General features: G+C 69.8%; 20 protein-coding genes. 11 read left to right on the top strand and 9 right to left on the bottom strand.

Annotated elements, in window-relative coordinates:
- Nucleotides 1-5: 5 nt before the first annotated feature.
- Nucleotides 6-1,040 carry a hydantoinase/oxoprolinase family protein gene (locus JHL17_RS35575; protein ID WP_200199392.1) on the bottom strand — a complete coding sequence of 345 codons (1,035 nt, stop codon included), beginning with the start codon at nucleotides 1,038-1,040 and terminating at the stop codon, nucleotides 6-8.
- Nucleotides 1,033-2,010 (bottom strand): ATP-grasp domain-containing protein, encoded by a 978-nt coding sequence (locus tag JHL17_RS35570; RefSeq protein WP_200199391.1) that lies wholly within the window; start codon nucleotides 2,008-2,010, stop codon nucleotides 1,033-1,035. The genes JHL17_RS35575 and JHL17_RS35570 overlap by 8 nt, the downstream gene beginning before the upstream one ends.
- Between JHL17_RS35570 and JHL17_RS35565 the strand changes: the two genes are divergently transcribed.
- On the top strand, nucleotides 2,009-2,752 hold the full coding sequence (locus JHL17_RS35565) for a HisA/HisF-related TIM barrel protein (RefSeq protein WP_200199390.1): 744 nt from the start codon (nucleotides 2,009-2,011) through the stop codon (nucleotides 2,750-2,752). The two genes, JHL17_RS35570 and JHL17_RS35565, sit on opposite strands and share 2 nt — an antisense overlap.
- Here the strand turns inward: JHL17_RS35565 and fae are convergent.
- From fae to JHL17_RS35535, 7 genes are read right to left on the bottom strand one after another with little or no spacing between them, the layout of a single operon-like run.
- Nucleotides 2,731-3,219, bottom strand: a complete 489-nt coding sequence (fae, locus tag JHL17_RS35560; protein ID WP_247894060.1) for a formaldehyde-activating enzyme — start codon at nucleotides 3,217-3,219, stop codon at nucleotides 2,731-2,733. The two genes, JHL17_RS35565 and fae, sit on opposite strands and share 22 nt — an antisense overlap.
- Entirely contained in the window at nucleotides 3,114-4,205 is a 1,092-nt protein-coding gene (locus JHL17_RS37500) for a triphosphoribosyl-dephospho-CoA synthase (protein WP_247894059.1), read from the bottom strand. Before JHL17_RS37500 ends, fae begins: the two co-directional genes overlap by 106 nt.
- On the bottom strand, nucleotides 4,202-5,119 hold the full coding sequence (locus JHL17_RS35555) for an ATP-grasp domain-containing protein (protein ID WP_200199388.1): 918 nt from the start codon (nucleotides 5,117-5,119) through the stop codon (nucleotides 4,202-4,204). The genes JHL17_RS37500 and JHL17_RS35555 overlap by 4 nt, the downstream gene beginning before the upstream one ends.
- Nucleotides 5,120-5,129: 10 nt before the next feature.
- Nucleotides 5,130-6,095: a methenyltetrahydromethanopterin cyclohydrolase gene (mch, locus tag JHL17_RS35550; RefSeq protein WP_200199387.1), complete on the bottom strand. Its 966-nt coding sequence runs from the start codon at nucleotides 6,093-6,095 to the stop codon at nucleotides 5,130-5,132.
- A complete protein-coding gene (locus JHL17_RS35545; RefSeq protein ID WP_247894058.1) occupies nucleotides 6,070-7,263 on the bottom strand; it encodes an ATP-grasp domain-containing protein in 1,194 nt (397 codons plus the stop codon). The genes mch and JHL17_RS35545 overlap by 26 nt, the downstream gene beginning before the upstream one ends.
- The gene (locus JHL17_RS35540) at nucleotides 7,260-8,162 is read right to left on the bottom strand and encodes an NAD(P)-dependent methylenetetrahydromethanopterin dehydrogenase (protein ID WP_200199385.1); all 903 of its coding nucleotides are present in this window, start codon (nucleotides 8,160-8,162) and stop codon (nucleotides 7,260-7,262) included. Before JHL17_RS35540 ends, JHL17_RS35545 begins: the two co-directional genes overlap by 4 nt.
- A gap of 50 nt (nucleotides 8,163-8,212) precedes the next feature.
- Complete coding sequence (locus JHL17_RS35535) at nucleotides 8,213-9,226, bottom strand: beta-ribofuranosylaminobenzene 5'-phosphate synthase family protein (RefSeq protein ID WP_247894057.1); 1,014 nt, start codon at nucleotides 9,224-9,226, stop codon at nucleotides 8,213-8,215.
- Nucleotides 9,227-9,558: 332 nt separating this feature from the next.
- Between JHL17_RS35535 and JHL17_RS35530 the strand changes: the two genes are divergently transcribed.
- The 10 genes from JHL17_RS35530 (at nucleotide 9,559) to JHL17_RS35485 (ending at nucleotide 19,509) form a co-directional block, all read left to right on the top strand.
- On the top strand, nucleotides 9,559-10,779 hold the full coding sequence (locus tag JHL17_RS35530; RefSeq protein ID WP_247894056.1) for a molybdopterin-binding domain-containing protein: 1,221 nt from the start codon (nucleotides 9,559-9,561) through the stop codon (nucleotides 10,777-10,779).
- Nucleotides 10,772-12,460: a formylmethanofuran dehydrogenase subunit A gene (locus tag JHL17_RS35525; protein WP_200199382.1), complete on the top strand. Its 1,689-nt coding sequence runs from the start codon at nucleotides 10,772-10,774 to the stop codon at nucleotides 12,458-12,460. Before JHL17_RS35530 ends, JHL17_RS35525 begins: the two co-directional genes overlap by 8 nt.
- Complete coding sequence (gene fhcD / locus JHL17_RS35520; RefSeq protein WP_200199381.1) at nucleotides 12,451-13,356, top strand: formylmethanofuran--tetrahydromethanopterin N-formyltransferase; 906 nt, start codon at nucleotides 12,451-12,453, stop codon at nucleotides 13,354-13,356. Before JHL17_RS35525 ends, fhcD begins: the two co-directional genes overlap by 10 nt.
- Nucleotides 13,353-14,162 carry a formylmethanofuran dehydrogenase subunit C gene (locus JHL17_RS35515; protein ID WP_200199380.1) on the top strand — a complete coding sequence of 270 codons (810 nt, stop codon included), beginning with the start codon at nucleotides 13,353-13,355 and terminating at the stop codon, nucleotides 14,160-14,162. The genes fhcD and JHL17_RS35515 overlap by 4 nt, the downstream gene beginning before the upstream one ends.
- 420 nt (nucleotides 14,163-14,582) lie before the next feature.
- Nucleotides 14,583-15,527 (top strand): GlxA family transcriptional regulator, encoded by a 945-nt coding sequence (locus JHL17_RS35510; RefSeq protein WP_247894055.1) that lies wholly within the window; start codon nucleotides 14,583-14,585, stop codon nucleotides 15,525-15,527.
- 171 nt (nucleotides 15,528-15,698) lie between these two features.
- The gene (locus JHL17_RS35505; protein ID WP_200199378.1) at nucleotides 15,699-16,193 is read left to right on the top strand and encodes a dihydroneopterin aldolase; all 495 of its coding nucleotides are present in this window, start codon (nucleotides 15,699-15,701) and stop codon (nucleotides 16,191-16,193) included.
- 4 nt (nucleotides 16,194-16,197) lie between these two features.
- Entirely contained in the window at nucleotides 16,198-16,929 is a 732-nt protein-coding gene (locus JHL17_RS35500) for an amino acid kinase family protein (protein ID WP_247894054.1), read from the top strand.
- Nucleotides 16,926-17,495 (top strand): flavoprotein, encoded by a 570-nt coding sequence (locus tag JHL17_RS35495; protein WP_200199377.1) that lies wholly within the window; start codon nucleotides 16,926-16,928, stop codon nucleotides 17,493-17,495. Before JHL17_RS35500 ends, JHL17_RS35495 begins: the two co-directional genes overlap by 4 nt.
- Nucleotides 17,471-18,889: a DUF6513 domain-containing protein gene (locus JHL17_RS35490; protein ID WP_200199376.1), complete on the top strand. Its 1,419-nt coding sequence runs from the start codon at nucleotides 17,471-17,473 to the stop codon at nucleotides 18,887-18,889. Before JHL17_RS35495 ends, JHL17_RS35490 begins: the two co-directional genes overlap by 25 nt.
- A complete protein-coding gene (locus JHL17_RS35485; protein ID WP_200199375.1) occupies nucleotides 18,886-19,509 on the top strand; it encodes a DUF447 domain-containing protein in 624 nt (207 codons plus the stop codon). The genes JHL17_RS35490 and JHL17_RS35485 overlap by 4 nt, the downstream gene beginning before the upstream one ends.
- The last annotated feature ends 113 nt before the right edge of the window (nucleotides 19,510-19,622 follow it).

The raw sequence follows: 19,622 nt of genomic DNA, 5'->3' as shown, positions 1-19,622 counted from the left end.
CCCCCTTACCCGAGCAGTGCCATGGCGGCGGCGGGGGCGCAACTGGCGACCCAGTCCTGACCGGGGGCGCCGACCACATCGCAGAAATCGAGATAGGGACGGCCAAGCCGGGCGGCCACCTCCTTCACGACGGCACGCCCGACGCCGGCCCCGACCACCGGCGCATCGCTCGGCAGGGGCGGCGCCCCGGCCGACAGCACACGACAGGCGGCATCGTGGATGCGGCGCAGCTGGCGTTCGGTCAGATCGCCCGCCATCGCCCGCCAGACCGCCGGATTGTAGTCGCCGGCATCATGCCCGACCATGCGGGCCAGACGGCGCAGGCTCGCTTCGACCGTCTTCGCCCCGTTGTCGGCCGCCGGGTGCTGGTCGGCGGCCTCGTCCAACCGGCCGAGCATGCGGTAGAGGTCGGCGCTGGTGGCGAAATACTCGGCCATCATCGGCAGCCGCTCGCCCGCCACCAGCGCCGTGCGCTCCATCGCCATCACCGCCGTGCGGGTCAGCCCGGTATAGAGCAGTTCCTCCACCGCCATCCGCTCGTGATCGGTGACGCCGCGCGCCACCACACTGCCGTCCCGCACGGGCACGATGTCCGTGGTGGTGCTGCCCATGTCGATCAGAAGTGCCGCCGGCAGGCACCGGGCGACGACGGCGGCAGTCGCCATCCAGTTGGCCGAGGCGACGTCCATCACCTGTCCGCGCGCCTCGGCCGGCGCCAGCAGCCCGCGCCGACCGGCATAGACGCGCAGGCGCCCCTGCGGCAAGGCCGCGCCGATGCGGTCGATCAGGGTGTGGACGCCCTGGGCGCGGTCATCGAACAGATCGACCAGCTCGCCGGTCATCGTCATCACATGGTCGGCATCGGCCGGCAGACGGGCCAGTGCTTCGGTCAGCGCAGCATCGAGTTCTCCAAGCCCCTGCCAGAGCCGGCAGGGCACCTGCACTGCATCGCGCAACCTCCCCTGCTCCGCCCACGCGGCCTTCAAATGGGCGCCGCCGATGTCCCAGCCGATCACGGCCGATCCACGAGTCTCAGACATGCGCGGCCTCCCGGCCGGTGTCGGCCGCCATGGTGTCGAACAGAGTCAGGATGTCGCGAGCCGGGTTCCAGCCCAGCACCCGCGACAGTCCGGAATAGCCGACCGACAGGCGCGGGTTCACCTCCACCACCACCGGGCCATCAGGCCGGTCGATGAGGTCGACGGCGACATAGCCGCGCAGCCCCGGAATCGCGGCGGCGATGGCGCGGGCCAGCGGTTCCCAGGCAGCACGGCGGTGCTCCATCGCCCCGACTTCCACGCCATGGAAGGAAAAGCTCCCCTCACCACGCTCCACTTTCTGCCGGTTGCAGCCCAGCAGCCGCACCCCGCCGGACTTGTCGACCAGCATGGACAGGCTGCACGCCTCCCCCTCCACCAGCGGCTGGACGATCCAGCGGCCGGGGTGCGGCGGCGTCCAGGCGGCGAGGTCGTCGACGACGAAGGTGTCGAGACAGCCGGCGCCATCGTCCGGCTTCACCACATGGCGGGCGGCAGGCAGCGGCAGGGCACCGAAGGGAACGGTGGGAATGACGGCGATTCCGTGGGCGGCCAGCCGTTCCGCCGTGGCCGTCTTCGACGACGCGAGGGCGATGGCATCGGGGGCGCAGGCGACCACCGGCCGGCCAGTGTCCCGGAACAGGGCCGCCACATGCCCGAGCAGCCCATCGCTTTCCGGCGCGATCGGCCAGACCACGTCACACAGGGCGGCCGCCGCGCGCCAGCGCGCTTCCGGATCCTCGCCGGGCGCCACCGGGAACAGGGCGACCCGGTCGGCCGGGAAGGACGGCGGGGGAAGGCGGTTGTCCCAGCACAGCGTGACGTGTATTCCATCCAGCGCGACCAGATCGCCGACGAGAGCCGCGACCATCGCGTTGGCTTCCGCCATCAGCTCCGTCGGAAGCGGCGCGTTGCACAGCGCGCCGCCGGTGACATACTCGCAGACCAGAACCCGACGAAGGCTGTTCTCCATGGACATCGTTCCCGTCATCGACCTGCTGGGCGGGCAGGTGGTTCATGCCAAGCGGGGGGAGCGCGACCGCTACCGCCCCATCGAAAGCGCGCTGACCCCAGGATCGGCACCGCAGGATATCGTGGCCGCGCTGCTGGCGCTGCAACCCTTCCGCGCCTGCTATGTCGCCGATCTCGACGCGATCCGCGGAAACGGCGACCATCGCGCCACCGTCGCCGCTCTCCAGGCACGCTGGCCGGCGGTCGCCTTCTGGATCGATGCCGGGCTGGCGACGCCGGACGACTGCCGCCGCTGGCTCGACGCCGGCCTCCGCCATCTGGTGATCGGCAGCGAGAGCCAGACCGACGGTACGACGCTGGAGGCGGCGCTGGCGCTGACCGGAGAGGACAGGGTGGCGCTGTCATTGGACGTCCGGCAGGGCGAAGCGCTGGGGCCGGCGGCGTTGCACGAGGACGCCGGCCGCTGGCCCGCACGGGTGATCGCCATGACGCTGGACCGGGTCGGTTCGGGCGAGGGTCCGGACCTCGACCGCATCGCGGCGCTGGCGGCCCGGCGCCCGGGGGTCCGGGTGTGGGGGGCCGGCGGCGTGCGCGACGCGGCGGATCTGGACGCGCTGGCCGCGCACGGGACCGATGCCGTGCTGGTGGCCAGCGCGCTCCACGACCGGCGTCTTGACGCCGGGACGCTCGCCCGCTTCGCGTCTGAAACCTTCGCGGCCGGTCAGGAGGCGGCGAAGGGGTGAACCGCGGCGGCCATCCCGTCCAACATCTCCTGGACGGTCGGGCTGCCGGCCACCGCGCGCTTCAGCGCCAGTTTGGTGGCCTCGTGGTTGTAGTCCTGGATCTTGCGATCGTCCTCCGCCTGCCAGTGGATGAAGACGCCGACGGAGATGAACAGGTCGTCGGCCTCGTCCGCCGGGATGGTGCCGTCCTCAACGCATTCGGCGACCGCCAGGGCGACGGCACGCTGGGCCGGGCCGAACATCTGCACGGCCTGCTTGGCGTTCTTGATCGTCACCTTGTTGAACATGACGGTGGAGGGCTTGACCATCAGGTTGGGCGCCAGCACGGCCAGCAGGCCGTTCACGCCTTCCTTCTGGTTGGTCAGGGTCTGGCAGAAGGCGGTCTCGGCGGCGCTGCCGCGCGGACCGACGATGAGATCGATGTGAGCGACCTCGTTGCCGTCGCCCACCAGAGCTTCGCCGACCATAACCTTGTCGATCTTGGGCATTGCGTTTCCCCTGTGTCGGTTGGTTTCACGATGATTGGTTTCAGGCAGCTCCGCCGGTTATCGTCCGGCGGCCACGGTCCGGCCGGCAGTTCGCCGGCCAGCCGAAGTACGAACAGGCAGGCCACCGTCAGATCGGCGGAGGTGCCCGGATTGAGGCCGCGCCGCTTCAGCGCGCGGTCGAAAGCAAGGAGCCGGCGGGCGGCATCGGGATTGCCGCCGAAGGAGGGGCCGACGGCGAGGCGCCGCTCCAGCCGGAACGCCTGCTGCCGCACCCGCTCGGCCACCGCCCCGCCATGCTTGCGGGCGATGTGGGAGTCGGGGTGCAGCGCCATGAATCCCAGATGGATGGCGCTCGCCACCTCCGCCGCGCCGGCGCCGCGGCGCAGGGCCGAGCGGCCGCGCGCCACGCCGAAGGTGAAGACGTCGGCGAAGGCGGTGGCGTACTGCCGCGCGATCAGGTCGCGGTCGGCCGCCGCCGCCATGGCCGCCCGCAGGTCGATGCGCGGCGCCTCGGCGACGTCATGCTGATCCGCCTCTCCCAGCCCGGCGGGCAGCGCGAGGCGGATCGCCGCGAAGGCGTCGGCGGCGTCGGCGACATCCAGCCCGTCGAGCACCCGCGCCAGCCGCAGCCGCAGCGGCTCGCCCTTGTCACGGCACAGCGCGGCAGCGGCGAGTGGCGCCAGCAGCAGGACGATGCCGAGATTGGTATTGCAGCCGGCGATCTCCCGCGTCGCCCCGACGGCATCCAGGATCGCTTCCCCCACCCGGCGGCCCGGCATGGCGAGGATGGGAGCGATGGCGGCGGCGCTGTCCAGGAACTGCGCCACGCTCATGCCGTGGCCTTCGGCGTGGATGTGGACGTTGCCGGGCTTCAGCGCCATCAGCTCCAGCCGGCAGGCGGTGAAGACGGCCTCCTCCACCAAGGCCCGGCAATCATGGCCGGGGTTCGGCAGCAGGGCGCTCATCCCGCCCTCCGCGCATCCGCCGACACAGGTGAGGCCGAAGCCAGTCGGGCCAGGACCAGATCGGCCTGCGCCTGCGCCACGTCGACCGGCGTCACCGCCTGAAGCCCGCGCCAAGCCGGCATGCTGTTGACCTCCAGCACCAGGAAGCGGCCGTCGGGTGCGCGGATCACGTCCACCCCGGCATAGTCGGCGCCGACCGCAGCGGCGGCGGCCACCGCCAGATCGCCCAGCACGCCCGCCGGATTGGCCGGGTGGCAGCGCGCCCCCTGCTTGACGTTGGTGATCCAGTGGTCGCCCTGACGGACCACCGCGGCCAGCGGTCGCCCGTCCGCCACGAAGACGCGCCAGTCGAACCAGCCGCCATCCGCCGCCCCGACATACTCCTGAAGATGGTAGACGCCGGCGACCTCCTCCGCAGCGGGCAGGCCCATGCCGGGATCGAGCCGGCGCAGCCCCTTGCCCTGCGAGCCGAACAGCGGCTTCAGCACTGCGGCCCGCCCCTCGGCATGGAGGGCGGCAAGGATGGCGGACGCCTGGACGGGATCGGCGACGGTCCAGGTGCGCGGGGTCGGCACACAAGCGGCAGCCAGCCGGAAGGCGGTGGCGCTCTTGTCGACGCAGCGTTCGATGGAAACCGGATTGTTGGCGACCGGCACCCCGGCATGGGCCAGCGCATGCAGCACGCCCAGCCGCAGCGTCACCTGCTCGAAACTGCCGGCGGAGATGGTGCGGACCAGACAGGCGTCGGGCAATCCACCGTCGAAGCCGGGAATTATCGGCCCGTCCGGACCGAAGCCGCAGGCGCTGAGCGACACCGCAGCCGCCTTCGCACCCCGCCGGGCGAAGGCGGCGGTCAGCCGCCGGGTGTGCCAGTCGGCCCCGTCCACGAAGATGGCGATGCGGCTCCGTCCCATCGTCGGCCCCCTACACGCCGATGCCGAAGGAGCGGTCGAGCAGCGCCGGAGCCAGCGCTCCCGCGCTGAAGCTCCGGCCGCTCTCGAAGGCGGTGACGATCACGCGGGCCGGGCTGAACAGCATCGGGTCGATCTTGAAGAAGTCGAAGCCGCTCGCCGCGAACAGGTCGGCGAAGGGACGGCCGTAGTCGGCGGAGGCCGAGCTGGGCAGACGGGCCGCCAGATCGGCCGCATCGTCGTCCGGCCCGTCGACCAGCAGATGGACGGTGCCGCCGAACAGGATGGCGTCGTTGGTGCGGCCCATCGCCTGGACGAAGTCGCGGCCCGGCGGCGGCAACGGGGCGCAGCCGACGCCGTCGCGCACCCGATCCAGCGGGAAGTTCAGGGCGTGCAGCTTGTGCAGCCCCACCTCCAGCACGCGGGCGACGATCTGGACGATGCCGGCCGGGCTGCGGGTCGGCGTCAGGATCAGGGTGACGCGCTCGGCCGGCACGCCGCAATCGCGCGCCACCTTCTCCACCACCGACGCCGGCGGCCGCTTGTCGGTTTCCAGCACGAGCACGGCACGGTCGGCCATGTCGCGATAGCCGAGTTCGGCGAACAGCGGTTCCTTCACCGCCAGGGCACGGCCAGGGCCGGACCCCAGGGCCGAGAACTTCTCCCCCGACAGGCTCCAGCCGGCATATTGGCTGCCCAAACAGGCCAGGACCGGATCGGCGGCGCCGACCGTCACCTGCGCCGGCCAATGGGCGAAGGGGGAGTCCATGGCGATACGCACGTTGCCGGCACCGCCCAGGCATATCTCGGCAATGCGGCGACCGGCCTCCAGGCTGCCGGGCCGGTCGATGCCGGCATCGATCACGGTGCAGCCGGCGGGATGCTGCTCCACCTCGATCCGCAACATGCCAGCATCGGCCACCAGCGCATGGACCAGGGGAGCGGCAAGCCGGTTAACACTGAAGGGAAGCGAGGACATCGCCGGTTTTCTCCCTGGAGCCAGTTTCTTCCAAAAGGCAGGCCCGCCGCGCGCAGTCCGCGACGATGCGTTCGATCCGGCTGGACAGGCGGCGCCTCGCCTCCCCCTCGTCGCCGCCCCAGGCGGTGACGCTGCACAGCGGCTGCCCGGCCTCCACGACGCTGCCGGCTCGCGGGAGGTCGGCGCACCAGGGGGGCCAGGCGAAACCGACCGGCACCGTCATCGCCGCGGTGACGTAGGCCACCGCTCCGGCGATGACGCCCGGACGAGGCGCCCCCAGGCTCCAGTCACGCCCGGACGAGGCGTCGAGATGGGCGCGCATCACCCCGCCCGGCCGATGGCGTTCGAGCAGGTCGAGCGTGGCACCCGGACGCGGATTGACCTCCAGCACCGTCACGGATGGACCATCCATTCCACCATCGACCAGCAGGTCCAGGCTGTTCAGCCCAACCAGCCCGAACTCCGCCGCGATGCGGCGGGCCGCTTCCGCCAGCCGGTCGGCCAGCGACAGCGGAACCGCCACCGGCAGCACCGCCCCGCCATAGCGGTAGGGCGCATCCGGCGCCGAATCGGCCCATTGCCGACTGACCGCCACCAACTCGCACCGGCCGGATCGGTCGGCGATGAAGGCGACGGAGGCCGGTCGGCCTGCCGCCCGTCGTTGCAGGTAATGTCCGCCCGGCAACGGACCGCCATCCCAGGGCACGATGTGCCAGCCCCCGGCCGCCCCGGTGCGCTTGACCAGCCATTCCCCCGGAACCGCGTCACCGGGAGGCTCCGTCCGTGTCTCCGGATGGCCGATGCTCAACTCCTCCAGCCCCAGAGCCGCCAGCCGCGCGGCGAAGTCGGTCGGATCCTTCACCGCCCGCACCACCTCCGGCCCGTTGCCGAGCAAGCGGTAGGGACCGGCCTTGATCAGGGCGGCCAACAGATCGGGAGCCTGTTCGAACCCCGATCCGACGACCAAGCCGCTGCCCGGTGGGGCCAGCGCCCGGGCGGCGGCGATCAGCGCGTCTCCGTCGAAGCCGGCGACGGGATCGCCCGGCACGCGACGGGCGGGCGCCGGCAGGTCGGCATCACCGAATTGGTCCAGCGTCGCCACGACGGCGCCGGTGCGCGCCACCGCCTGGGCGATGGCGCGACCCGACAGGGCGGCGACCAGGATCATGCCACTTTCCGGCATTGGGTACGGGCCAGGGTAAAGGCGTCGTCGAAAGCCAGATAGACCGGCTTCGCCGCCTCGCGCATCGCCTTGAACAGGCCATGCTGCGTCTTGAACTTCACATTCCCGATGGCGAGCGCGCCGATGCCGACCGCATCGGTCCCGTCGATGGGCGCGCCGTCGCTGAAGGCGTCCACCCCCTCCACTCCGGCCGGCGGCACGGCGTTGACGTCGGCCACCACCCGCACCGAGGGGGCGGCGGCGATCTGGGCGCGGCTCAGCACCTGCACGCCGGCGCGGGCAACCGCCAGCACCACGTCGGTCTCCGCCAGAATGGCGGACTTGTGGGCGTCGGTAGACCCATCCACCGCCCCCAGCGTCACGCCGAACCGCTGATGGTAGGAGGCGGCCCGCTCGGCGACGGAGGCGGCGCCATCATGGCCGATCAGCCGCACCGACGCTCCGGCGCGCGCAGCCAGCACCGCCGCGATGCCGCCCACCGGCCCCTTGCCGCCGAACACAGCGACCCGTGCCCCTGCCAACCCCATTCCGGCCTTTTCAAGCTGGGCCTCGACCTTGGCGATCATCGCCGCGGCGGTGGTGTAGGCCCCGGACGGATCAGCGAAAACCGAGATTTCGAACGGCGGCACCATGGCCTGACGGGCCGCCTCCAGCATGTCCAGCGCCTTCAGGATGTCGCGACCGGCGATGAACAGCCCGGTCCGCTTGGTGTCACTCGGCGCACGCGAGAAGATCATGTCCTGGACAAGACCCGGGACCTCGGCAGTCTCGACATTGGTGTAAGGGACCACGACCCCATAGCCGGCATCGTAAGCCATGTTGATGTCGAATGGACTGACCGCCTTCACCGGAGTAATGGCGTGAATGATGTATGGTTTTTCCATGACATGAAGCCCCTGGATCGCTTCCTGCCACTCTCTTTTACCTTACCTTCTCATGCTGTCTTTTTTGCGACTTTTTCGTATTCGGCAGCGACTTCGCCACGCCCGGAGACGGTTTCCACCACCGCACCCCGGTTCCGCCCCCGGCAGACGACGAAGCGCAGGTTGGCCTGCCCCCGCCAGCGCGCCCTCGCATCCTCCGCCGCCCCTTCCGCCGTTCCGGCATCGCCGAAGATGGCGAAGCCGGTCGGCCCCCAGGAGCTCTGCCCGATTCCCGCGGCGCCGACCGAAGGCAGCCAGCGCAACACCTCGGCGACATCCGGACTGCTGAAGCGTCCTCCTTGCGCGGGAGCGAAATGGTCGCCGACCACGCTCTGGAGTTCCGTCACCGCCGCCCCGAACCGCATCGCATCGCCTTCCGCCAGGGCCGGCAGCCCGACCATCAGCGCCAGCCGGCACAGATGGGCCGCCTTGTCCGCCGGAAAGGGCGGCAGGTCGCGGAAGGCAACCGTCTCGGCCGTGCCGGACAGGCCGCGGTTGGCATCGTCGAACACCAGCAGCATCCGCCATGCCTCCGGCAGGGCCATCCGGCTGATGACCGGCGGCGGTTCGTCGAGAGCACCCTTGCCGCCGTCCAGGATGACGCCGCCCTGTTCGAAGGCACCGACCCCGATGCCCGACCGCGCCCCCCGGTCGAGCAGGCTGGCGACCCGGCGCGGCGGCAGGGCCCGGCCGGTCAGCGCCGAAAGCGCCGCCCCGACGGCCAGCGCCAGCTGGGTGCCCGATCCCAGCCCGGAATGGGACGGGATGGTCCGGCCCAGACGCAGGGCGAAACCGGTCTCCAGATCCAGCGCCTCGCACAGCCGGTCGAGATATCCCCTCGCCCGGTCGCAGTCCCGGCCCGGACCATCGCCCGCCGGGTCGCCCCGGACCAGCGTCAGCTCCGTACCCAGCCCGTCGAGCGTCAGGCCCAGGCTGCCGAAGCGCCGGCCCAGCCCGCCCTCCATGTCGAGGAATCCAAGATGCAGCCGGGCGGGCACCTCCACCCGCACCGCGTCGACCCTCATGCGCTGTTCGCCGCAAATCATGGCCTACCTGTCGCAAAAGCCAAGGCGACCAGCCGCCTTTCATCCATAATAAAGTTGACGATCATAAAATCAATGAGTACAGAGAGAAAAATTCTTACTCCTTTAAATATATGAACTCGCTTTATATTGTTTTTCTCGCTTCCCTATAGAAGCGAGATGGGGTTTTCATGCCATTTTGCAAACCCTCCACATGCGACGTCACCTGCGGGGTTTAGGATATGGACAGCGAACCCGGTGAAACCCACTTGCAGACTTCGACTGGCGATGTCGTATGCCCGTTCTGCGCAATGGCCTGCGACGACCTCGCGGTCATGCGCGATCGGGGCGGCCAGCTCAGGGTGACCGCCAACGGCTGTGCGCGGGCGCGCAGCCTGTTCGCCCTTCCGGCGCTGCCGGCCCATTGCTTCATCAGGGGCCGCGCCGTGCCGCTCGACGCAGCACTGGACGCGGCGGCGGCCTTGCTGCGGAACGCCGCCTCGCCGGCCGTCGGCGGGCTGGCCGCCGACACCGACGGGATCTCCGCAGCCCTGGCGCTGGCCGAACGGCTGGGTGCGGTGGTCGACCACGCCGCGTCCGACAGCCTGTTCCACGGCCTGCGCGCGCTCCAGGTGACCGGGGCCATGACCGCTACCTTCGGCGAGTTGCGCAACCGGGCCGACCTGTTCGTGCTGTTCGGCTCGGAGTTCGACCGTCACGCCCCCCGCCTGTTCGACCGCATCGTTCGTCCGCCGACGGCCCTGTTCCGCGAGCCCGGCGCGGCGCGCGGCTTTCTCATCGGTCCCGACGACGGCGCGACGTCGGACGGGTTCGAACGCCTGACCGCCGACCTGGTCCACGCCCCCGTCATCGCCGCCGCGCTGTCACAGCTGGTGGCCGGCGAAAGGCCGCGTGGTGATCGGGTTGGCGGCATCGTGATGGAGGATCTCGCCCGTGTCGCGACGGCACTGCGGGAGGCACGCTTCGGGGTCGTCGGCTGGATCGCCGCCACGCTGGACCCGGCGGCCGGCGATGTCGCGGTCGAGTCCTTCAACCGGCTGGTCGTGACCACCAATGCATCCACCCGCTGCGCCGGCTTGGCTCTGGGCGGCAAGGGCAACGCGCTGGGCGCCAATTACGTCTGCGCTTGGCAGTACGGCGTGCCGCTGCGGTCCCGCCTGGGCGCCGGCCCACCGGAGCACGATCCCTTGCGTTACCGGCTGAAGAGCCTGCTGGCCGGGGGCGAGGTCGATGCGCTGGTCTGGCTGTCGGCTCTGAACGGCGCGGAGGTGCCGGACACCCGTACGCCGATGATCGTGCTGGCCCGTCCCGGCCAGCCGTTGCCCCGCGACCCCGAGGTGCTGATCCCGGTCGCCGTCCCCGGCCTCGACCATAGCGGCAGCATCCACCGCGGCGACGGTGTCGCCGCCCTGCCGCTGCGTCGGCTGCGGCCCGCCGCCATGCTGCCGCCGGCCGCGGCGGTGCTGAACGGCCTGTGCGACCGGCTTCCCGCCGCCCCGCCTCCCGTCCTGATCCGGGAGACGGCACATGTCTGACACCTACACCCTGCTGCGCGGCGGCCGGGTCTGCGATCCCATCGGGGCCGCGGACGGCGGCGACCTGCGCGACCTCTATCTCAAGGATGGCCGCATCGCCGCAACGCCTCCGGAGGGTGTCCGCATCGGGGAAGTGGTCGACCTGGACGGCCGCATCGTCATGGCCGGCGCCATCGACATCCACAGCCACATCGGCGGCGGCAAGGTGAACCTCGCAAGGCTGCTGCTGCCGGAGGAGCACCGCGAGCACGGCAGCGGCCCGGACGGGCTGCGCCGGTCGGGCAGCGGCCTGTTCACCCCGTCCAGCTTCGTCACCGGCTACCGCTATGCCGAGATGGGTTACACGGCGGCCTTCGAGCCGGCGATGCTGCCGTCCAATGCGCGCCACACCCATCTGGAATTGAGCGACGTCCCGATCATCGACAAGGGCTGCTACGCCGTCCTCGGCAACGACGACTTCCTGCTGGAGCGGCTGGCTGCCGGGGCGACGCAGTCGGAGGTCAACGACTATGTCGCCTGGATCCTGCACGCCACCCAGGCGGTCGGCGTCAAGGTGGTCAATCCCGGCGGCATCAGCGCCTTCAAGTTCAACCAGCGCCGCCTGGACCTGGACGAGGCGCATCCCCATTACGGGATCACGCCGCGCCGCATCCTGACCATGCTGGCCACCGCGCTGTCCGACCTGAGGGTGCCGCATCCGCTGCACATCCACTGCAACAACCTCGGCATCCCCGGCAACGAAGCGGTGACGCGCGACACGATCGCCGCGCTGGACGGGCTGCCCGCCCACCTGACCCACCTGCAATTCCACAGCTACGGGACGGAGGGCGACCGCCGGTTCTCCTCGGCCGCCGCCGAGATCGCCGAGGCGGTGAACCGCAGCCCGAACATCTCGGTCGATGTCGGCCAGATCATCTTCGGCCAGACCATCACCGCATCGGCCGACATCATGTCGCAGTTCCGCAACAGCGGCCTCGCCAGCCCGCGCAAATGGGTGTGCGCCGACATCGAATGCGACGGCGGCTGCGGGCTTGTGCCGTTCCGCTACCGCGACAAGGCCTTCGTCAACGCCCTGCAATGGGCGATCGGGCTGGAGCTGTTCCTGCTGATCGAGGATCCCTGGCGGGTCTACCTGACCACCGACCATCCGAACGGCGGCCCCTTCACCAGCTATCCGCATTTGATCCGGCTGCTGATGGACCGCAGCTTCCGCAACGAGCAGCTGGCGCGGATCAACCCCGATGTCGCGGCGCACAGCCGGCTCGGCTCCATCGGGCGCGAATACACGCTGGAGGAGATCGCCGTCATGACCCGCGCCGGCCCCGCCCGCGTGCTGGGGCTGCGCGACCGCGGCCACCTGCGTCCCGGCGCCGTCGCCGACGTGGTGGTCTACGACGACCTGCCCGACCGCGAGGCGATGTTCGCAGCACCCGCGTGGGTGTTCAAGAACGGCCGGCTGGTGGCGCGCAACGGAGAACTGGCCGCAACCGGCTGGGGCGACACCATCGTCGTCCGGCCGGAGTTCGATATCGCCATCGAACGACGGCTGAAGCCGTGGTTCGAGGATCACCAGACCGTGCGGCTCGGCAATTTCCGCATTGCCGACGGCGAGATCCTCGACCGGGACCACGGCGGGCTGTCCATCGTTCCGACCCTGACGGCATCCGACTCATGCTTCTGAACGGCATCCACATCGAGAACAGCTATGCCGAGGCCTTCGACATGAAGGCGACCCGGCTGATCGTGACCGCCGACACGCCGGCCTGGGCGCGCCACGCCGGCATGGCTGCGACCGGCTTCGCCACCTCGGTCATCGCCTGCGGCTGCGAGGCCGGGATCGAGCGGGAGCTGGCACCCGACGAGACGCCGGACGGGCGCCCCGGCGTCGCCCTGCTGTTCTTCGCCACCGGCCGCGGCGTATTGGGCAAGCAGGTCGAGACCCGGCTCGGCCAGTGCATCCTGACCTGTCCCGGCACCGCCTGCTTTTCCGGCGTGCCGCGCGGCGCCAGGGAGGATCTGGTGCCGATGGGCCAGAAGCTGCGCTATTTCGGCGATGGGCAGCAGATGTCGAAGCTGCTGGACGGCCGGCGCTACTGGCGCATTCCGGTGATGGACGGCGAGTTCCTGTGCGAGGAATCGAGCTGGAGCGTCCCGGCCGTCGGCGGCGGCAACCTGCTGATCCTCGCCGACGCCCGGATGGCGGCGCTGGAGGCGGCGGAAGCGGCGGCGGACGCCATGCGCGCCGTGCCCAACGTCGTGCTGCCCTTCCCCGGCGGTGTCGTCCGCTCCGGCTCCAAGATCGGCGCGAAGTACAAGGGGATGCCGGCCTCCACCAACGATGCCTATTGCCCGACGCTGCGCGGCCTGCCCCGCTCGCGCCTGCCGGCGGAGGTGGAATCGGTGCTGGAGATCGTCATCGACGGGCTGAGCGCCGCCGACGTCGCCGCCGCCATGACCGCCGGGCTGGCATGCCTGATCGGCCGCGGCCGCGGCTCCGGCATCTGGGGCGTCACCGCCGGCAATTACGGCGGCAAGCTGGGCCGCCACCATTTCCACCTTCACGAGCTGTTGTCATGAGCGTGCTGAGCTTCCGCTTGAAAGGGCCGTTGCCCGGCCGCATCGACGCCTCCTCCCTGCTGCCGTACCGGCTGGCGGCGCTGAACCTGTCGGAGATCGCCGCCTTGCCGCTGCGGTTCGGCCGGAGCCATGTCGCGGCCGGCGACCTGTTCGACCTGTCGGGCAGCCCCGGCGACACCGTCGAACTGGAGGGCGACGGGCGGCTCGACTTCGTCGGCGCGGGACTGGACGGCGGCACCATCCGGGTCGCCGGACCGCTCGGCCACCGTGCCGGCACCGGCATGAGCGGCGGCACGCTGCTGGTGGAAGGATCGGCCGGGTTGGCGGCGGGCGCCGCCATGCGCGGCGGCGTACTGTATATCGGCGGCGATGCCGGCTGCGAATTGGGCGGCGCCCTGCCCGGTGAGCGGACGGGGATGACGGGCGGGCGGATCCTGGTCCAGGGCAATGTCGGCGACCGTGCCGGCGAACGCATGCGCCGCGGGCTGATCGCCATCGGCGGCAATGCCGGAGCCTATGCCGCCCTGCACATGAATGCCGGCAGCCTGCTCGTCGGCGGCAAACCGGGTGCCGCCATCGGGCATGGCATGCGCAACGGGACCATCCTGCTGCGCGATGAAATCGATCCGCTGCCGGGTTTCGCCGATTGCGGCCTCAACCAGCTGCCCTTCCTGTCGCTTTTGGACAAGCATCTGTTCGGATTGGACGGGGTTCCGCCCGCCTGCCGGGGCCTGACCGGGCGGGCGCGCCGCTGGCTGGGCGACCGCGGATTTGGCGGACGCGGCGAGCTGCTTGCCTGCGTTTGAAAGCTCCGGCCCGGACCTCATCCGAATGCGGCCGCATTAAGGAAGCTGGGTTACCCCGCTGAGTGCCCTCATCACTCGCCAGGGCGGATGATTTGTATTAAAAACAGTCCCGACTCGATCAACGTCGCGCTCCTTCAAGAATTATGTCCGCTTTGTTCAATGTCGCCGGGCCGCTTCCCGCGTAGGCTGCTTGTCATAAAAACTAGATGGTGCGGAAAGAGATCGACCTCCCGCCCATCCGAACGTGGCTGCCTCAACAAACAGGCCGCGGGAAAACAGCGTGTTCGCCGACCATTCGCGACCCACGACGATACGAACAGGAAAGCGGAAGAGGGGCACGGGACGATGAAGTGCAATGAACAGCAATCCGGCGTTTCCAAAGTCGACACCATCGGTTTTCTTCTAATTCCCGATTTCTCCATGATCGCGTTCACCGCGGCGGTGGAACCTCTTCGCCTTGCCAATCACATCAGCGGAAAGGAGCTGTATCGCTGGGTGCTGCTCTCCCCGAAGGGCGGTGTTCTGCAGGCCAGCAACGGCATCGGACTTTGCATCGATCACGCCATCGCCGAAGCCCCCCCGTTGTCCACCGTGATGGTGTGCAGCGGCATCGGCGGCCATTGGTACGAGGATCGGGCAATGTTCTCGTGGATGCGGCGTTCGGCCGCCCAGGGGATCGCCTTCGGCGCCCTGTGCACGGCCAGCCACATCCTTGCCCGGGCCGGCCTGCTCAACGGCTACCGCTGCACCATCCATTGGGAGAACATGGCCGGCTTCGCCGAGACCTTCCCGGAGATCGAAGCGACGGGCGAGCTGTTCACCATCGACCGCAACCGCTTCACCTGTGCCGGCGGCACCGCCGCCACCGACATGATGCTGCACCTGATCGCCGCCCGTCATGGCGACAAGCTGGCGATGGACATCGCCGAGCAGCTCCTACACACCAAAATCCGCGCCGGCAGCATCCGTCAGCAGGAAGAACTTCACGTCAACCCGCTGCTGGATCACGAGGATCTCAATGCCGCCGTGGCGGTGATGCAGGCCAACATCGAGGAACCGCTGGATCTGCTGACGCTCGCCGCCGAACTGGGCCAGTCCCGCCGGAATCTGGAACGGCTGTTCCGCAAATACATGAACTGCTCGCCGGCCAAATACTATCTCGGTCTCCGGATGAAGCGGGCGCGGCAGCTGCTGTGCCAAACCCGCATGTCGGTGATGGAGGTGTCGATCAGCTGCGGCTTCATTTCCGCCACCCATTTCAGCAAATGCTATCGCGACCATTTCGGCATCGCTCCGCGCAGCGACCGCCAGAACCAGCGGCACAGTCCGCTTGCCGCCGCACACGAGTTCGCCGGCCTGACCTGATGCAGCGGAGGGGGGCCGGCTTCGGGAAAACAGGGAGGCGGCGGAAATCGCCAGTTCGGTGTCGCTTTCGAACAGATGCCGCTCCCCGGATATTGCTAAGGTACGAAAAGGCCTGCCCGGCACCCGATCCGCGTCCGGCCCCGCCGGACAACAGCCAGGAGGACGGCACCGATGCTCGAAACGATCCTTTCCGCCCAATGCGCGCGCGGCGCGGCCGCAGACTCCCACGTAGCCGCCATCCCCGCCGGCCTCTACGAGATGTTCCTGGAGAACGTCGTCCTGCCCTGCCGGATCGGCGTCTTCGATCACGAGCGCGATGAGCCTCAGCGGGTGCGGATCGACCTGTTGCTGCACGTGCGCCAGGACGGCGCCCAGTTTTCCGACGATATCGGCGCCGTGCTGTCCTACGACGATCTGCTGTCCGGGTTGAAGCGGGTCCTGCTGGACGAGCATACCAACCTGGTCGAGATGCTGGCGGAGAAGATCGCCCGCCTGTGCCTGGCCCACGACCAGGTGCAGTCGGCTCGCGTGTCGGTGGCGAAACTCGACATCTATGACGGCGTCGCGGTTCCGGGCATCCGGCTGGAACGGACACGCGACCAGATGCCGGGCCAATCCCTGCCGGCGTCACGCCGCCTGATGCCCATGACAGACCGGCGGATTTGACCCGATGACGGCCAACGCATCGCCCACCGACAAATTGCCTGACGAGTCGTCGGCGGCCCACAGATCGCCACACGCCGCGGCGCGGCCCTGGGTGGTCAAGATCGGCGGCAGCCTGTCGGACTGGCACCGGCTTGGGACCTGGCTGGATCTGATCGCCCGCCCCGGCCATCGCCATCCCCTGGTCATCGTGCCGGGCGGCGGCCCCTTCGCCGATGCGGTGCGCGACGCCCAGGACAACTGGCGCTTCGACGACCGGCTCGCCCACCGCATGGCCCTGCTGGCGATGGAGCAGTTCGGGCTGATGTTGCACGGCATCTGCCCGGCCCTGCAAACGGCGACGACGCGCGAGCGGCTGCGGTCGCTGATCCGGGCGCGGATGCCGGCGGTGTGGCTGCCGTCCGCCATGGCGCTCGACCAGCCGGAAATCGCGGAAAGCTGGGACGTCACTTCCGATAGTCTCGCGGCGTGGCTGGCGGTGGAGCTGGAGGCGGCGGCGCTGGTTCTGGTCAAGTCGGGACCCTGCCCCTGCGCCGCGACCGATGCGGCTGCGCTGGCCCGCGACGGGCTGGTCGACGCGGCTTTCCCGCTCTGGCGCGCGCGCTTCGCCGGGGAGAGCTGGTGCATCCATCGCGATGATCATGCCCTGATGGAAGAGGCGCTGGCGGGCCGCGGCAGTCCCGGCTGCCCCCTGCTGCGCAGCCCGGAGGTGGAGGCTCGGCCGGGCGTGCGGGCATGAACGAAATCACCCGCCTCCCCGCTCCGCCACGGCTGGCCTGGGCGCTGACCGGATCCGGCCATTACATCAAGGAGACGCTCGACCTGATGGCGCGGCTGGCGCCGCTCGACGTCTTCCTCAGCCGGGCGGCCGAGGAGGTGATGCGCATGTACCGCCGCCGCGACGGCAACTTTCCCCCCGGCACCCGCCTGTTCCGCGACCGCGCCGCCAGCGCACCGCAGATCGGCCGGTTCTATTTCGGTGAATACCACACGTTGGTGGTGGGGCCGGCCACCTCCAACACGGTGGCCAAATGCGTGCAGGGGATCTCAGACACGCTGCCGACCAACGCCTTCGCCCAGGCCGGCAAATGCCGGGTGCCCTGCATCGTCTTCGCCTGCGACACCGCGCCGGAAATGATGACCGAGGCGCCGCACGGCATGGTGCCGGTCTATCCCCGGCGCATCGACCTGGAGAATGTCGACCGGCTGCGCGGGTTCGAGGCGACCACCGTCGTCGAAACCGTGCCCGAACTCGAATCCGCGCTGAAGGCGCGCCTTGAATGTCCGACCACCTCGTCTTCGTGACCGGAAAGCTGGCGGAGCCGCGCCTGCGGGCGGTGCTGGGCGGGATGGCGTCCACCCCCTTCAGCTTCGACGTGGCGCAGATCGGCGTCAGCGTCGCCGCCCTGATGACCGGGGAGCTGATCAAACGCCGCCTGCCGCCGCCGCCGCCGGGCACCCGGGTGATCCTGCCCGGCCGGACCCGCTGCGATCTGGCGGCCTTGTCCGACCATTTCGGCGTCGCCTTCGAACGGGGACCGGAGGAACTGCGCGACCTCCCCGCCTATCTCGGCGGGCGGGCGGCGCGAGCCGACCTGTCCCGCCATGCGGTGACGATCTTCGCCGAGATCGTCGACGCTCCCCACCGCTCCGTCGACAATCTGCTGGAGACCGCCGCAAGGCTGCGCCGCGACGGCGCCGACGTCATCGACCTCGGCTGCCATCCGGGCGAAAGGTTCGAGGGGCTGGAACCCGCAGTCGGCGCCCTGGTCGCCGCCGGTCACACCGTCAGCGTCGACAGCGCCGACCCAGAGGAGCTGCTGCGCGGGGCGGCAGCCGGCGCCTCCTACATGCTCAGCCTCAGCGAGGACACGCTGTGGGTGCTGGAACGGACGGGGGCGACCCCGATCCTGATTCCGGGGAAAGCGCGCGACCTTGAGTCCCTCTGCCGCGCCGTCGACCGCCTGCAAGCCTCCGGCCGGCGCTTCCTCGCCGATCCCGTGCTCGACCCCATCCATTACGGCTTCACGGATTCGGTGGTCCGCTATCACGTCCTGCGTCGACGCTATCCCGACATCGAAATCCTGATGGGCATCGGCAACCTGACCGAACTGACCGACGCAGACACCACCGGCACCACGGCGCTGCTGATGGGCATGGTGTCGGAACTGTCGATCGGCGCCGTCCTCACCCTCCAGGTCAGCCCGCACGCCCGCACCGCGGTGCGCGAGGCCGACCGGGCGCGGCGGATCATGCATGCCGCCGCGGAAAGCGGCAGCCTGCCCAAGGGCATCGACGACGGGCTGATGGCCCTGCGCGACCGCCGCCCCTTCGCGGGCACCCCGGCCGAGATCGCGGAGACCGCCCGCAGCATCCGCGACCCCTCCTTCCGGGTGGAGGTGGCGGAGGACGGCGTCCATGTCTACAACCGTGACGGCCACCATGTGGCGACCGATCCCTATCGCCTCTATCCGCTGCTCGATCTGGCAGAGGACGGTGGGCACGCCTTCTACATGGGCGTCGAACTGCAGAAGGCCTTCCTCGCCTGGCAGCTCGGCAAGCGCTATGTCCAGGACGAGGATCTCGCCTGGGGATGCGCGGTGGAAGCGGGGGGCGAGGCGGACAGCGATGTCCACGGCTTCAAGACGGCGGGCGCAACGTTGCAGGAGCGCCGCCGGGCCTGCGGAAAGAAATCATGATCCTGGAAACCATCGTCACCACGCTGGGCGCCGATGGCACCCCGCACATCGCTCCTTTCGGCGTCACACGGGCCGGGGATGATCTGGTGATCGCCCCCTTCCGCCCCTCCGTCACGCTCGACGCGCTGGAGGCCACCGGCCGGGCCGTGGTCAACCACACCGACGACGCCCGGCTGTTCGCCGGCTGCCTGACCGGGCGGCGCGACTGGCCGCTGGTCCCGGCGACCGTCATCGCCGGCGTGCGTCTGGCCGACAGCCTCGCCCATTGGGAACTGGAGGTGGTGCGGATCGAGACCGACCCGGTGCGCCCACGCTTCCATTGCCAGACCGTCCATGAGGAGACGCACCGGCCATTCGCCGGCCACAACCGCGCCGCCGCCGCCGTGATCGAAGCTGCGATCCTGTGCAGCCGGCTGCATTTGCTGCCGAGGGATAAGGTAGAACGGGAAATGGCTTACCTTGCCATCGCCGTCGAGAAAACCGCCGGAACACGGGAGCGGGAGGCCTGGAGTTGGCTGTCTGAGCGCGTGGCGGCCTTCCAGGCCGAAATGCTCACGACGGAACCGCCCGCAGTTGGAGCCGAAGCACCCGACATGGCAAAGCCGCGGGTGCTCACATGATCAAATGCGCGAACGCCCCGGCTTTTGTGAGCCGGGGCGTTCGCAATGAGTGGTGAAGATGCAAGCATGAGCTTCGTGTATGGAGCGTCTCTTGAGCCTGAGTGACCTGGCGG

The sequence above is a fragment of the Azospirillum endophyticum genome (assembly GCF_016595245.1).
In the GTDB taxonomy this organism is placed as follows: Bacteria; Pseudomonadota; Alphaproteobacteria; order Azospirillales; family Azospirillaceae; genus Azospirillum; species Azospirillum endophyticum.
The sequence above is the reverse complement of the archived record's forward strand: the minus strand, read 5'-3'. Positions and strand labels throughout refer to the sequence as shown.